General features: G+C 69.0%; 14 protein-coding genes. 6 read left to right on the top strand and 8 right to left on the bottom strand.

The features are described 5' to 3' along the window. Positions 1–59 precede the first annotated feature (59 nt). On the top strand, positions 60–1,493 hold the full coding sequence (locus tag BM004_RS10735) for an aldehyde dehydrogenase family protein (protein WP_093213168.1): 1,434 nt from the start codon (positions 60–62) through the stop codon (positions 1,491–1,493). 43 nt (positions 1,494–1,536) lie between these two features. Here BM004_RS10735 and BM004_RS10730 read toward each other — a convergent pair whose 3' ends face one another. Together BM004_RS10730 and BM004_RS10725 are read right to left on the bottom strand one after the other, a co-directional pair. After that, complete coding sequence (locus tag BM004_RS10730) at positions 1,537–2,409, bottom strand: ZIP family metal transporter (protein WP_093214045.1); 873 nt, start codon at positions 2,407–2,409, stop codon at positions 1,537–1,539. A gap of 68 nt (positions 2,410–2,477) precedes the next feature. Beyond that, positions 2,478–3,113, bottom strand: coding sequence for a superoxide dismutase (locus tag BM004_RS10725; protein ID WP_093213166.1), 636 nt, complete (start codon positions 3,111–3,113; stop codon positions 2,478–2,480). A 194-nt stretch (positions 3,114–3,307) separates the two neighbouring features. On the opposite strand from BM004_RS10725, the gene BM004_RS10720 reads away from it, so the two are divergent. The 5 genes from BM004_RS10720 (at position 3,308) to glp (ending at position 8,625) form a co-directional block, all read left to right on the top strand. Continuing rightward, positions 3,308–4,021, top strand: coding sequence for a hypothetical protein (locus tag BM004_RS10720; protein WP_093213164.1), 714 nt, complete (start codon positions 3,308–3,310; stop codon positions 4,019–4,021). A 97-nt stretch (positions 4,022–4,118) separates the two neighbouring features. Further along, on the top strand, positions 4,119–5,429 hold the full coding sequence (locus tag BM004_RS10715; protein WP_093122728.1) for a serine hydrolase domain-containing protein: 1,311 nt from the start codon (positions 4,119–4,121) through the stop codon (positions 5,427–5,429). Positions 5,430–5,487: 58 nt separating this feature from the next. Further along, on the top strand, positions 5,488–6,651 hold the full coding sequence (gene moaA / locus BM004_RS10710; RefSeq protein ID WP_093213162.1) for a GTP 3',8-cyclase MoaA: 1,164 nt from the start codon (positions 5,488–5,490) through the stop codon (positions 6,649–6,651). A gap of 14 nt (positions 6,652–6,665) precedes the next feature. Further along, positions 6,666–7,298: a molybdenum cofactor guanylyltransferase MobA gene (gene mobA, locus BM004_RS10705; protein ID WP_256219854.1), complete on the top strand. Its 633-nt coding sequence runs from the start codon at positions 6,666–6,668 to the stop codon at positions 7,296–7,298. Positions 7,299–7,302: 4 nt separating this feature from the next. Beyond that, on the top strand, positions 7,303–8,625 hold the full coding sequence (gene glp, locus BM004_RS10700) for a molybdopterin molybdotransferase MoeA (protein ID WP_093213158.1): 1,323 nt from the start codon (positions 7,303–7,305) through the stop codon (positions 8,623–8,625). Here glp and BM004_RS10695 read toward each other — a convergent pair. The 6 genes from BM004_RS10695 to BM004_RS10670 all read right to left on the bottom strand — a co-directional run bounded on the left by BM004_RS10695 (position 8,622) and on the right by BM004_RS10670 (position 13,834). Next, positions 8,622–9,113, bottom strand: a complete 492-nt coding sequence (locus BM004_RS10695) for a GAF domain-containing protein (protein WP_093213156.1) — start codon at positions 9,111–9,113, stop codon at positions 8,622–8,624. The genes glp and BM004_RS10695 overlap by 4 nt on opposite strands. Before the next feature lie 95 nt (positions 9,114–9,208). Beyond that, entirely contained in the window at positions 9,209–10,198 is a 990-nt protein-coding gene (locus BM004_RS10690) for an acetamidase/formamidase family protein (RefSeq protein ID WP_093213154.1), read from the bottom strand. 18 nt (positions 10,199–10,216) lie between these two features. After that, complete coding sequence (locus BM004_RS10685) at positions 10,217–10,915, bottom strand: ABC transporter ATP-binding protein (RefSeq protein WP_093213152.1); 699 nt, start codon at positions 10,913–10,915, stop codon at positions 10,217–10,219. 180 nt (positions 10,916–11,095) lie between these two features. Further along, a complete protein-coding gene (locus BM004_RS10680) occupies positions 11,096–11,818 on the bottom strand; it encodes an ABC transporter ATP-binding protein (RefSeq protein ID WP_093122747.1) in 723 nt (240 codons plus the stop codon). After that, positions 11,815–12,912: a branched-chain amino acid ABC transporter permease gene (locus BM004_RS10675; RefSeq protein WP_093122750.1), complete on the bottom strand. Its 1,098-nt coding sequence runs from the start codon at positions 12,910–12,912 to the stop codon at positions 11,815–11,817. The genes BM004_RS10680 and BM004_RS10675 overlap by 4 nt, the downstream gene beginning before the upstream one ends. Before the next feature lie 55 nt (positions 12,913–12,967). After that, positions 12,968–13,834, bottom strand: a complete 867-nt coding sequence (locus BM004_RS10670) for an ABC transporter permease subunit (RefSeq protein ID WP_093122752.1) — start codon at positions 13,832–13,834, stop codon at positions 12,968–12,970. Positions 13,835–13,845 lie beyond the last annotated feature (11 nt).

Raw genomic sequence — 13,845 nt, 5'->3', positions numbered from 1 at the left:
CGAGGGACGGCGGCCCGCCCGGCCACGGATTTCGCGCGCTTCGCGCAAAATCCGACCCCATGCAGCTCAACTACATCGCCAACGCGGACGTTCCGTCCTCCTCCGGCCGCACCCTGCCGGTCATCGACCCCTCCGACGGCCAGGTCTTCGACGAAATCCAGCGCAGCAACGCCGCCGACATCGACTCGGCCGTGCGCGCCGCGCGCGACTGCTTCGAAGGCGTGTGGCACAAGGTCAGCGCCGCCGACCGCGGCCGCCTGCTCTACAAGCTCTCGCAGAAGATCGCCGAGCATGTCGACGAGCTCGCGCTGATCGAGCAGCGCGACTGCGGCAAGCCCGTCAAGCAGGCTCGCGCCGACGCGGTGGCGCTGGTGCGCTACTTCGAGTTCTACGCCGGCGCCTGCGACAAGCTGCACGGCGAGACCATCCCCTACCAGGACGGCTACAGCGTGTTCACCTGGCGCGAGCCGCACGGCGTCACCGGCCACGTCATTCCCTGGAACTACCCGATGCAGATCTTTGGGCGCAGCGTGGGCGGCGCCCTGGCGGCGGGCAACGTGTGCGTGGTGAAGCCGGCCGAAGACGCCTGCCTCTCGCTGATCCGCGTGGCGCAGTTGGCGGCCGAGGTCGGCTTTCCGGCCGGCGCGCTCAACATCGTGACGGGCTACGGCCACGAGGTGGGCGACGCGCTGGCGCGGCACGAGGGCATCGACCACATCAGCTTCACCGGCAGCCCGAAGATCGGCACGCTGATCCAGCAGGTGGCGGCCGAGCGCCATTGCCCGGTCACGCTGGAGCTGGGCGGCAAGAGCCCGCAGATCGTCTTTGCGGACGCCGACCTGGACGCGGTGATCCCGGTGGTGATCAACGCCATCGTGCAGAACGCCGGCCAGACCTGCTCGGCCGGCTCGCGCCTGCTGGTCCAGCGCGACATCTACGAGCCCCTGCTCGAGCGCCTGGGCCATGCCTTCGAAGCCCTGCGCGTCGGCCCCGCCGCGATGGACCTCGACGTGGGCCCGCTGATCCGCCAGACGCAGCAGCAGCGCGTGTGGGACTTCCTGAGCGACGCGCAGCATGCCGGCATCCCGATGGTGGCGCAGGGCATCGTGGTCGACGAAGCGCCCGAGACCGGCTTCTACCAGGCGCCCACGCTGCTGCGCGACGTGCCGGTGGGCCACCGGCTGGCGCAGGAAGAAGTGTTCGGCCCGGTGCTGGCCGCCATGTCGTTCACCGACGAGGACGAGGCCGTGGCGCTCGCCAACGCCACGCAGTTCGGCCTGGTGGCCGGCGTGTGGACCACCGACGGCGCGCGCCAGTTCCGCATGGCCAAGCGCGTGAAGAGCGGCCAGGTGTTCATCAACAACTACGGCGCGGGCGGCGGCGTCGAGCTGCCCTTCGGCGGCGTGAAGTCCTCGGGCTACGGGCGCGAGAAGGGTTTCGAGGCGCTGTACGGCTTCACGACGCTGAAGACCGTCGCCGTCAAGCACGGCTGAGGCCTGCGAGGCCCTGAAGCTCTTCGGCCCGCGCCGGGCTGCCTCAGCCCAGCGCGGTGTCCAGCAGCATCATCAGCACGAAGCCGATCATCAGCCCGCCGGTGGCAAAGGCTTCGTGCCCCTTGCGGTGCGATTCGGGAATGATCTCGTGGCTGATCACGAACAGCATCGCGCCCGCCGCAAAGCCCAGCCCCCAGGGCAGCAGCATCGCCGAATGGCCGACCACGGCCGCGCCCAGCACGGCGCCCAGCGGCTCCACCAGCCCTGACGCCATGCCGATCAGCACCGCGAACAGGCGGCTGTAGCCGGCGGCCAGCAGCGCCACCGCGACCACCAGGCCTTCGGGCACGTCCTGGATGGCAATGCCGGTGGCCAGCGCGTCCGCGCGCAGCCCGTTGTTGGCCGCGTAGCCCACGCCGATCGCCAGGCCCTCGGGCACGTTGTGCAGCGCAATCGCGAACACGAAGAGCCAGGTGCGGCGCAACTGCCTGGCCGTCTGCCCTTCGCGGCCCTTGATGAAGTGCTCGTGCGGCAGCACGTGGTCCATCAGCATCAGCACGGCGCCGCCCAGCAGGATGGCCGAGCCGATCACGCCGCCCGCGGCCCAGCTGCCGCCGCCGAACACGCCCACGTGCCTGGCCGCTTCCAGCCCCGGAATGATCAGCGAGAAGGCGCTGGCCGCCAGCATCACGCCGGCGCCGAAGCCGAACAGCGTGTCCTGCACGCGGTCGGGCAGCTTCTGCGAGAACAGCACCGGCAAGGTGCCGAGCGCTGTGGCCAGCGCGGCCACCGAGCCGCCGAGCAAGGCGCTCCACACCAGCGGGTCGGCGCGCACGAACTGCCAGAACTGCGCGGCCAGCACAAGCACGCCCGCCGCGACGATCGCGAAGCCGAGGCGTTCGCGCGTCGAACGCATCCAGCGCGCGGGCCTGGGCCGCTCACCTGCCACCGTGACCTGCCGCGGATCGTTCATGGGGCTGCTCCTCAGCCGCCGGTTGCGGCGGCGTAGCGCCGGGCCACTTCGGCCCAGTTCACCACGTTGTAGAAGGCCGCGATGTATTCCGGGCGGCGGTTCTGGTACTTGAGGTAATAGGCGTGCTCCCACACGTCCAGCCCCAGGATGGGCGTGTTGCCGGAGCCGACGCCCTTCATGAGCGGGCTGTCCTGGTTGCCGCTGCTTTCCACGGCGAGCTTGCCGCCGGCGCCAACCGACAGCCAGGCCCAGCCGCTGCCGAAGCGCGTGAGCGCGGCCTTGGTGAAGGCGTCCTTGAAGGCATCGAGGCCGCCCAGGTCGGTGTCGATGGCCTTGGCCAGCGCGCCCGCGGGGGCACCGCCGCCGCCCTGGCCGACCGGCGCCATCACCTGCCAGAACAGGCTGTGGTTGGCGTGGCCGCCGCCGTTGTTGCGCACCGGGGCGCGCAAGGCGTCGGGCAGCTGCTCGACGCCGGCGATCAGTTGTTCCACCGGCGTTTCCCCGTGCGGCGTGTCTTTCAACGCGGCATTGAGGTTGTTCACATAGGTCTGGTGGTGCTTGCCATGGTGGATTTCCATCGTCTGCGCGTCGATGTGAGGCTCGAGCGCGTCGAAGGCATAAGGCAGGGCTGGCAGGGTGTACGGCACGGTCGAAAAGCTCCTTGGTTGGAAGAGCCCTTTGCGTTGTCGACGTGTTGCGTACTCAGGCACCCAAATGATAGGAATTCTCATTGTCCACGTCAAGACATCGCAGCCGACGATGGCGCAAACCGGCCAGCACCAGGACGCGTTTGGCAACGCTCGATACACTGCCCTGGGTAGCCTTCCGGGAGATTCCAACGATGAGTTTCAAGCGCATCCTTCCCCTTGCCCCGAGCTTTGCCCTCGCCCTTTCCCTGGCCCTCGGCGCCAGCATCGCCGCCGCCCAGAGCGCCACCCCACCCGCCGGCGACTACATCTACGAGCGCGGCAGCGGCCAGTTGCGCGTCAAGGCCGACGGGCACTTCGACATCACCACCATCGGCGCCAACGCCCACACCTGCGCGCTCGACGGCGCCATCGTGCGCGGCAAGGCCAGGATCGACGAGACCACCTGCGTGGTGAACTTCGCGGTCGATGCCGACAAGGTGAAGGTCACGACCAACGGCGCCGACCAGTGTCGCGACAGCTGCGGCGCGCGCGCCATGTTCGAGGGCACCTACACGCGCCCTGCCCCGGGCTGCACCGACAAGGCCGTGGCCGGCGCGCGCAAGACCTTCAAGCGCCAGTACGACGCCAAGAACTACGCCGCCGCCCGCACCACGCTGGCGCCCGTGCTGTCGGACTGCGACGCCACGCTCGACTGGATCACCCAGGGCTGGATCCGCAACGACCTCGCGCTCACGCAGTACAAGCTCGACGACCGCGCCGCCTGCCTGAAGACGCTGCAGCCGCTGGCCGAAGACGCCGCCCTGAGCGACGACGGCGTGAAGGAAAACTACCCGCCGGCCGACGCCGAGATCTTCCTGCCCGTGGTGCGCGCCACCCGCACGAACCTGAAGCTCTGCCGCGGATAGCCCAGGGGCCGCCAAGGCTCGCCAGGGACTCGAGATACAGGCGGCGCCAAGACCGCCCTGCCCGGTTTTCCATTCACCACAAGACGGAGACAAGACCATGAGATTGCTCAAGCGCAACCTGAGCGCGGCCGTGCGGGGCTTCGGGCTGGCCCTTTCCCTTGGCCTTACCCTTGCCCAGCTTCCCCTGCTGGCGGCGGCGCAGCCGCTGCCCACGGCCCGGCCCGAGCAGGTCGGCCTGTCGAGCGAGCGCCTGCAGATGCTCACCGACGTGCTCAAGGCCGATGTGGCCGCCGGCAAGATCCCCGGCGCAGTGCTGCTGGTGGCGCGCCAGGGCAAGGTGGCGTGGTTCGAGCCGGTCGGCAAGCTCGACCCCGCCAGCGGCGCGCCGATGCCGCGCGACGGCATCTTCCGCATCTACTCGATGAGCAAGCCCATCACCACGGTCGCCGCGATGATGCTGGTCGAGGATGGCCGCCTGAAGCTGGACGACCCCGTCGCCGCCTACCTGCCCGAGTTCGCCAGCATGACGGTGGGCGTCGAGAAGCCCGGCGCCGACGGCAAGCCGGTGCTCGACACCGTGCCCGCGCGCCGCCCCATCACCGTGCAGGACCTGATGCGCCACACCTCGGGCCTGACCTACGGCTTCTTCGGTCCCGGCCTCGTGAAGCAGGCCTACAACGCCGCCAACCTGGGCGCCGGCGACCCGACGCTGGCCGAGTTCTCCCAGCGGCTGGCCAGGCTGCCGCTGGCCTACCAGCCCGGCACGACCTGGGAGTACAGCCAGTCGACCGACATCCTGGGGCGCGTGATCGAGGTGGCCTCGGGCCAGTCGCTCTACCAGTTCGAGAAGACCCGCCTGCTCGACCCGCTGGGCATGAAGGACACCAGCTACTACGTGCCCGAGCCGGCGCGCCAGCCGCGCATTGCCGAGCCGCTGCCCAGCGACCGCAGCTTCGGCGTGGGGGCCGACTTCAACGACCCGCGCACCGTGCGCAACTACGAGTCGGGCGGCGGCGGGCTGGTGTCAACCGCGAACGACTACGCGCGCTTCCTGCAGATGCTGCTCAACGGCGGCACGCTCGACGGCAAGCGCTACCTGGGCCCGCGCACCCTGGCGCTGATGACCTCCGACCACGCCAACGCGGGCGCCGGCATCGTGCCCGGCCCGCTGTACCTGCCGGGCCCGGGCTACGGCTTCGGCCTGGGCTTCGCGGTGCGGCGCAACGACGGCGAGGCGCCCTACCCGGCGGCCGGCGGCGAATACAACTGGGGCGGCGCGGGCGGCACCTACATGTGGGTCGACCCGAAGAACGAGATGTTCGTGGTGCTCATGCTGCAGTCGCCCAAGTACCGCACCCACTACCGCAGCCTCGCGCGCAACATGGTCTATGCGGCGGTGCTGAAGTAGCCTGCGGCCAGTGGGTCCATGGGGGATGGCGCAAAATCGGCGCCTCCCCCGTGAAGCCATGAAGAACAGCAGCAGCACTGTCATCCCGATCTCCGCCGTCGGCCACGCGCGTCCCGCCGTCGCCGTGCCGGAGACGGCCGTGCCCGCCACCGGCGTGCTGCACGACCGGCTGGGCCGGCCCCTGACCGACCTGCGCATCAGCGTGACCGACCGCTGCAACTTCCGCTGCAGCTACTGCATGCCGAAGGACGTGTTCGACAAGGACTACAAGTACCTGCCGCACAGCGCGCTGCTGAGCTTCGAGGAAATGACGCGGCTGGCCCGCCTGTTCGCGGGCCACGGCGTGCGCAAGATCCGCCTGACCGGCGGCGAGCCGCTGCTGCGCAAGAACATCGAGGGGCTGATCGAGCAGCTCGCCGAGATCCGCACGCCCGGCGGCGAAGCGCTGGCGCTCACGCTCACCACCAACGGTTCGCTGCTCGCGCGCAAGGCCGCCGCGCTGAAGGCCGCCGGGCTGCAGCGCGTGACCGTGAGCCTCGACAGCCTCGACGACGCCGTGTTCCGCCACATGAACGACGTCGACTTTCCGGTGGCCGACGTGCTGGCCGGCATCGACGCGGCGCTGGCCGCGGGCCTCGGGCCCATCAAGGTCAACATGGTGGTCAAGCGCGGCACCAACGAGCAGGAGATCCTGCCGATGGCGCGCTATTTCCGCGCGCACCACGGCGCCAAGGTGGTGCTGCGCTTCATCGAATACATGGACGTGGGCGCCACCAACGGCTGGCGCATGGACGAGGTGCTGCCGTCGGCCGACGTCATCGCGCGCATCCATGCCGAATTTCCGCTGGTGCCGCTCGAAGCCGCCACGCCCGGCGAGACCGCGCAGCGCTGGGCATATGCAGATGGCGGCGGCGAGATCGGCGTCATCAGCAGCGTGACCCAGGCCTTCTGCCACGACTGCAGCCGCGCGCGCCTGTCGACCGAAGGCAAGCTGTACCTGTGCCTCTTCGCCACCGCGGGCCACGACCTGCGCCCGCTGCTGCGCGGCGCCGCGAGCGACGACGACATCGCCTCGGCCATCGGCCACATCTGGCAGGGCCGCGCCGACCGCTACTCCGAACTGCGCGCCCTGCAAGGCCCCGATGACGGCAGCGGGAGCGGCAACGGCAATGGCAGCGACAAGGCGCCGCGCCGCGTCGAGATGAGCTACATCGGCGGATGACGCAGGCGGCCGCCATGCCCGCGCACGCCATCGCGCCTGCCGACATCACGGGACTGCTGCTGGCCGGCGGCCGCGGCTCGCGCATGGGCGGCGTCGACAAGGGGCTGCAACCGTTCAACGGCGAACCGCTCGCGCTGCACGCGGTGCGCCGGCTGGGGCCGCAGGTCGGCACGCTGATGGTGAACGCCAACCGCAACCTGGGCGACTACGAGGCGCTCGGCGCGCCGGTGTGGCCCGACAGCCTGGCCGACTACCCGGGCCCGCTCGCGGGGTTCCTGAGCGGCCTCGCGCACTGCACCACGCCCTGGCTGCTGACCGTGCCGTGCGACACGCCGCTGTTCCCGCTCGACCTGGCCGCCCGGCTCGCCGAAGCCGCTGCTGCCGGCGACGCAGAGATCGCCATCGCCAGCGCGCCCGAAACCTTCGACGGCGCCGTGGCGCTGCGCCCCCAACCCGTCTTCTGCCTGCTGCGCGCCGACCTGCGCGAGAGCCTGCGCCGCTACACCGAAGCCGGTGGGCGCAAGGTGCAGGCGTGGACCGCGCAGCACCGCAGGGTGCTCGTGCCCTTCGACCGCCCCGGCGACGCACCCGACGCCTTCTTCAACGCCAACACCCTTGCCGAACTGCACGCCCTCGAGAACCGATGAGCCCATGAGCCGCATTGCAGACATCGCCGCTGCCCTCCCGGGCTACAACGACGCCGACCTGAGCGTCGAGGCCGTCCACGCCTTTCTCGCGCGACTGGCGGCGGGCGCCGTGGTCACGCAGCGCGAAAGCGTTGCGCTGTTCGACGCGCTCGGCCGCGTGCTGGCCGAGGACATCGTCTCGCCCATCAGCGTGCCGCCGCACGACAACTCGGCCATGGACGGCTATGCCTTCGACGGTGCCGTGCTGCCGGCCGACGCGCCCATCGACGCGCCGGTGACCCTGCGCGTGGCCGGCACGGCGCTCGCCGGTGCGGCCTGGCGCGGTGCGCTGGGCGCCGGCGACGCGGTGCGCATCATGACCGGCGCGATGATGCCGGCCGGCTTGGACACGGTGATTGCGCAGGAGTTCTGCAAGGTCGACGGCGACCGCGTGAGCTTTCCGGCGCGCGTGCTGCGCCGCGGCGACAACCGCCGCCTGGCCGGCGAAGACCTCATGCAGGGCCAGCCCGCGCTGCGCCGCGGCGAGCGGTTGTCGCCGGCCGCGCTCGGCATGGTCGCGAGCCTGGGCCTGCCGAGCGTGCCCGCGCTGCGGCGCCTGCGGGTGGCCTACTTCTCGACCGGCGACGAGATCCTGAGCCTGGGCGAGACGCCGCGCGAAGGCGCCGTGTACGACAGCAACCGCTACACCGTGTTCGGCCTGCTCACGAAGCTCGGCTGCGAGGTGATCGACCTCGGCCTGGTGCGCGACGACCCCGCCAGCCTGGCCGCCGCTTTGCAACGCGCCGCGCGCGAGGCCGACGCCATCGTCACCAGCGGCGGCGTCAGCGCCGGTGCGGCGGACCACACGCGCGACGTGATGCAGCAGCTGGGCGACATGGCTTTCTGGCGCGTGGCGATGCGCCCGGGCCGCCCGCTCGCGGTCGGGCTGATCCCGCGCGAAGCCGACGCGCCAACGCCGCTCCAGCCGGCCGTGCTGTTCGGCCTGCCGGGCAATCCGGTGGCGGTGATGGTGACCTTCCTGGCCTTCGTGCGCCCCGCGCTGCTGCGCATGATGGGCTGCCACGAGGCGGCCTGCGCACCGCCGCCGCTGCTGCGCGCGCGCAGCACGGGGCCGATCCGCAAGAAGCCGGGCCGCACCGAGTACCAGCGCGGCTTTGTCAAGCCCGTGACGGGCGCCTTGCCTGAAGTGACCGTGAACGGCAATCAGGGTTCGGGCGTGCTGAGTTCGATGGTCGAGGCCAATGGACTCGTGGTGCTGCACCACGCCCAGGGCAGCGTCGCGCCGGGCGACGAGGTCGACGTGATGATGTTCGACGGCGCGATCTAAGCCTGCGAAGGGTTCTCGCGCCCGCGTTCCTCGAGCATGGTCACCACCTGCTGCGCCAGGAAGCGCAGTTGCTCCAGGTCTTCCGCGCTGACCGTGCGCGGCTGCGTGTCGATCACGCACACCGTGCCCAGTGCCTCGCCGTTGCTCATCACCAGCGGCGCGCCCGCGTAGAAGCGGATGCTCGGGTCGCCGGTGACCAGCGGGTTCGCCCTGAACCGGTCGTCCGCCAATGCGTCGGCCACGACCATCACCTGGCCGGGCATCTGGATGGCATGCGCGCAGAACGCATGCTCCCGGGGCGTTTCGGTCGCCTTGAGCCCCACACGCGACTTGAACCACTGGCGCCGCTCGTCGATCAACGAAATGAGCGCGATGGGGGTGCCGCACATCTGCGCCGCCAGCCGGGTGATTTCGTCGTAGGCGGCCTCTTCGCTCGTGTCGAGGATGGCCACGCGGCGCAGTTCCGCCAAGCGTGAGAGTTCGGTCATGCCCCGATTATCGGCGGCTGGCCAGCATCTTTTGCTGTTGCGCGAAGCCTCGCCGGCCATGTCAGAGCCATGTCAAAAAACCATCTGAGGCCTTGTCAGGGCGCGAGATAGGTCTTTGAAATGCCCGCCCCCACCGTGTACTTCGGGTCGACAAAGTTGCCCAGGCGCACCTTGCCGCACTGGCTCAGCATCATGTAGGCATCCCAGCGGTCGTAGCCGTATTCGGCCTCCATCCAGAGCACCAGTTCCTTGTAGGCGATGCGGGTGGCGTCCTCGAGCGGCCGGGCACTGCCGATGGCCATGATCATCTCGTCCGTCTCCAGCCGCGGCCATTCGAGCTTCCAGCCCTTGATGAGGTCGACGCGAATGGTCGTCAGGCTCGGGTACTCCACCGCCGTGCCGCACACCTCGCCGTCGCCCTGGCAGGCATGCGCATCGCCAATGAACAGCCGCGCGCCCGGCGTGCGCACCGGCAGGTAGGTGATGCTGCCCGGCCCCATGTCGGGCAGGTCCATGTTGCCGCCGTGCTGGTCGGGCGTGAGGCTGTTGATGGAGTCGATTTCCGGCGAGGTGCTCAGCGTGCCGATGTGCGGCTTGTAGGGCAGCGTGACGCGCTTGCTCCAGTACACGCCCTGCTCGTCCACGTCGATCTTGCGCACGCGCTCGGGCAGCGGCTCGTTCAGCAGCGCGGTAAAGGCGGTGCCGCTGAGCGCGCCGAACTCCGGAATCATGCAGCAGGTGCCGCGCGGGTTGGGCCCGCGCGGTGCCATCGACTCGATGTGCACCGCCAGCGTGTCGCCGGGCTCCGCGCCTTCGACCATGATCGGGCCGTTTTGCGGGTTGACGAAGGGCATGGTGAGCACCTTGGAGGGCAGATCTTGCTCGGTCTTCACCTTGCCGTTGAAGGCGTCGCGCGTTTCCACCACGATGCGGTCGCCGGGCTTCACGGTCATCACGGCGCTGGAGTACGGCCCGATGGTGAAGTGAAATGTGCCCTGCTTCGCCTCGGTGAGTTCGTGCGTGACGGTGCTGCGTTCGCGGCCGATGCCGCGGGTGTGCATGATCGATTGGTCGAGCCAGCTCATGGGGTGTCCCTTGCGTTGTCAGATCATCAGGTGGTTGCGCACGGTCTGCGCGTTCATGTGGCCCGCATCGATGCGGCCCACCACACGGCCCTTCTCCATCACGTAGGCGCGTTCGCCGACGTCGAGGATGGTGTCCAGGTTCTGTTCGACGAAAAGAATCGTCGTGCCCAGGTCGCGGCGAATGGCGCGCAGCACGTCGCAGATGAGCTGCACGATGGAGGGCTGGATACCTTCGGAGGGCTCGTCGAGCAGCATGAGCGCGGGGTTGCCCACGAGCGCGCGGCCGATGGCCAGCTGTTGCTGTTCTCCGCCCGACATGGTGCCGGCCAGCTGGTTGCGACGTTCCGCCAGGCGCGGGAAGTACTGGTAGACGAGGTCGGGCAGTTTCTTGCCCTGCGGCCCGCCGACGAGTTCGCCGACCATGAGGTTCTCTGCCACCGTCATGCGGGCGAACACCTCGCGCCCTTGTGGCACGTAGCCGATGCCCAAGCGCGCACGTGCGTCGCTCGGCAGGGTCGCGATGTCCTGCCCCAGGAATCGCACGGTGCCGCCGCGTGTGCGCAGCAGGCCCATGAGGCAGCGCATGGTGGTTGTCTTGCCGACGCCGTTGCGTCCGATGAGGCTGACGATCTCGCCTTTGCGGACCTGCAGGTCGACGCCTTGCAGGATGGGCGTGGCGCCGTAGCTGGCCTGCAGGCCTTTCACTTCCAGGACCATGTCAGTGCTCCGTCTTGCGTTGTTTGTGTTTGCAGTGCTTTTGTTCCGGGGGGTGCCTTGCGCAGCGAAATAAAGGGGGAGCCCGAAGGGCGCAGGACATTCGCGGAGCAAGGTACCCCGTCGGCGTGAGCGCGCCCCGAGCAGCGACCGAGCGGATTCGAAAAGCAGCGCCTCATCCAATCAGTCATGCGTTTTCCCAAGGTAAATCTCAGCCACCCGCGGATCGGCAATGACCTCGCCAATGGAACCTTCGGCGAACACCTTGCCGAAATGCAACACCGTCACGCGCTGCGCGATCTGGCGAATGAAGGCCATGTCGTGCTCCACCACCAGCACAGTCATACCCTCGGCGTTGAGCTTCTGGATGAGCTCTCCCGTCTTGAAGGTCTCTTCGGGCGACAGGCCTGCCGTGGGCTCGTCCATCAGCAGCAGCACCGGCTTGAGGGCAAGCGCCATGCCGATCTCCAGCCACTGCTGCTGGCCGTGCGCCAGTTCGCCCGCCGGCTTCTTCGCATCGGCCGAGAGGTCGAGCAGCGCCAGCAGACGGTCTTCCTCGCGCGTCAGTTCGGCTCGGCCGGCCACGTGGTGCTGCAGCGCGATGTGGATGTTCTGGCGCACCGGCAGTTCCTTGAACACGCTGGGCGCCTGCATCTTGATGCTCATGCCCTGCTGCACGCGCTGGAACGGGCGCTGGCGCGTCACGTCCGCGCCCTGGAAGGCGATGTGGCCCGACGTGGCCTCGTGCGTGCCCACGATCAGCTTGAACAGCGTGCTCTTGCCCGCGCCGTTGGGGCCGATCAGGCAATGGATTTCGCCCTGCGTCACTGACAGGTCCACATCGGACACCGCCGCGTGGCCGCCGAAATGCTTGGTCAGCGAACGGGTTTCCAGCAAGGGGCTCATGCGCGAACCTCCTGCGCGTCGGGCACTTCACGCACCGGCGCCGCGGCAACGGCCGCGCCGGTGCCACGCCGCGCGAACAACCGCCGCACCGCCTGCACCACCCCGATGACGAACCCCTGCGGCGCCACCATCACCGTGCACAGCAGCATTGCGCCCATCAACAGCAACGCGGCTTGCTGGCTGTACACCGTGATCGTCTGGAACGCCCACAGCACCAGGAACGAACCCACCAGCGTGGCCGTGATGTCCCCGCGCCCCGAGAACGCCACCCACACGATGGGCATCGCCGCCGCTGGCAGGCCGATGCTCGCCGGTGTGATGAACTGCCCCCACGAGGTGTAGAGCACGCCGCTCACGCCCGCCAGCGCCGAGCCGATGACGAAGGTCGCCAGCTGGTACTTGCGCACGTCGTAGCCCAGCAGCTCGGCACGCTGCGGGTCTTCTCGCACCGCGACGATCACGTTGCCGAAACGGGAGTTCAACAGCATGCGCAGGCCCAGGTACACCACCAGGATCAGCCCCACCACCAGGTAGTAGAGCGCCATGCCGTCGAAGTACAGCGTGTCGCCGCCCAGCCACGGCACGTTCAGCGGCGCCATGTCCTTCATGCCGTTGAAGCCGTTGAGCCGCGCGCTGCCGATGTGCCATTCAGGCCCCGCCGTCTGCCCCAGGAAGAAGGCCAGCACCAGCGTGGCCGACAGCGTGACGATGCCGAAGAACACACCACCCACGCGCCCCCAGATCATGAAATAACCCAGCACCGCCGCGGCCAGCGCCGCGAGCAGCAAGGCCACCAGCAGCGCCAGGAAGGTCGTGCCCGCCTCGCCGCCCAGGTTGATGGCGAGCACGCCGTAGCCATAGCCCGCAATGCCGAAGAACAGTGTCTGCCCGAACGACAGCATGCCGCCGTAGCCCCACACCAGGCACAGGCCCATGGCCATGAAGACCCAGGTCAGCAGGTAGGCCATGTTGCCCACGTCGTAGGCGTCGGCGAAAGCCGGGTACAGCAGCACCGCGGCCAGCACCGCCAGAAAAGGAAGCCAGAAGACGCGCGTGGTGCCGAGCGTCTGCGGGCCGTTGATGAGTTGGAACATGCGAGGTGACTCCGTCAATTCAAGAACTTCGACAACTTCAGCAACTTCAACGAGGTCAGCGGGTGCGCCGGGCCAGCCAGCCCGACACCCCTTCGGGCAGGATGCGAATGACGACGATCACGGCCAGCAACATGCCGATCTGCCCCACGATCTGCCCACCCCAGCCGTTCAGCCCGGTGCGGATCACCGCCAGCAAAATACCCGCCGGCGCCGTGCCCAGCAGCACGTTGGCACCGCCCACCACCACCGTGACGAAGCTCTCCACCAGAAAGGCCGCGCCCATGGTGGGAATCAGCGTCATGGTGGGCGCATAGAGCGCGCCGCACAGCCCGGCCAGCGCCGCGCCGATTCCGAAGCTCAGCGCATACACCCGCCCGGTGCGCACGCCGGTGGCCTGCGCGATGCTGGCGTTCTGCATCGTTGCGCGCGCATGCACGCCGAAGCGGGTGCGCATGAAGATGAAATAGATGCCGCCCAGCACCGCCACGGCCGCCGCGAACAGCACCATGCGGTACACGGAGAAGGTGTAGCCCCCCACCACGAAGCTGCCTTCGGGCGTGCCGATGCCGGTGACCGAGGAACCCACCGTCAGCAGCATGCCCTGCGTGACGATCAGGCTCAGGCCCCAGGTGGCCAGCAGCGAGTCGAGCGGGCGCTTGTAGAGCTTGCGCACCAGGCTCCACTCCAGCACCACGCCGATGAGCCCGGCAGCCAGCGTGCCGCACAGCTGGGCGAGCGGCAGCGGAAAGCCCGCATGCACCAGGCCCACCGTCACGTAGGCCCCGCACATGATGAACTCGCCGTGCGCCATGTTGATCACGCCCATCATCCCGAACACGATCGCCAGGCCGGCGGCCGACAGGATGAGGAACGCGAACACGTCCGCGAACTGGTAGAAGAAAGAGAAGATTTCGGCGAACACCGCAAGGTCCT

The organism is Variovorax sp. OK212, from assembly GCF_900112425.1.
GTDB lineage: Bacteria > Pseudomonadota > Gammaproteobacteria > Burkholderiales > Burkholderiaceae_C > Variovorax.
This window is presented reverse-complemented; position numbering and strand designations above follow the sequence as displayed.